Raw genomic sequence first — 406 nt, 5'->3', positions numbered from 1 at the left:
TTCGTCCTGAGCCAGGATCAAACTCTCCGATAAAGTAGTTTGACTGACTACGCACATCGCTGTGCGATTTATTTAAAACTTTGAATTAACAGGTACGTTTTGTCTTGTTTAGTTTTCAAAGATCATTTTGTTCACTTTCTCAAGCAACTTTTTAAGTATATAATAAGTTTCTCTTAAAGTCAACATGTTTTTTTATAAATGGTGGAGCCTAGCGGGATCGAACCGCTGACCTCCTGCGTGCAAAGCAGGCGCTCTCCCAGCTGAGCTAAGGCCCCGAAGTGGTCGGGAAGACAGGATTCGAACCTGCGACCCCATGGTCCCAAACCATGTGCTCTACCAAGCTGAGCTACTTCCCGATTTTTAAAAATATTATGGCGCGCCCGAGAGGAGTCGAACCCCTAACCTT

General features: G+C 44.6%; 2 tRNA genes. Both read right to left on the bottom strand.

Features of this window, described 5'->3' with window-relative positions:
- Positions 1-199: 199 nt before the first annotated feature.
- A tRNA-Ala gene (locus tag RUW00_RS22840) sits at positions 200-275 on the bottom strand.
- A 4-nt stretch (positions 276-279) separates the two neighbouring features.
- Positions 280-356, bottom strand: a tRNA-Pro gene (locus RUW00_RS22835).
- Positions 357-406: the final 50 nt, after the last annotated feature.

Origin of the sequence: Bacillus sp. IS1 (assembly GCF_032461585.1) — a bacterium.
In the GTDB taxonomy this organism is placed as follows: Bacteria; Bacillota; Bacilli; order Bacillales; family Bacillaceae; genus Bacillus; species Bacillus velezensis.
Note: the sequence above shows the minus strand (reverse complement) of the source record. Positions and strands in the feature narration are given on the sequence as shown.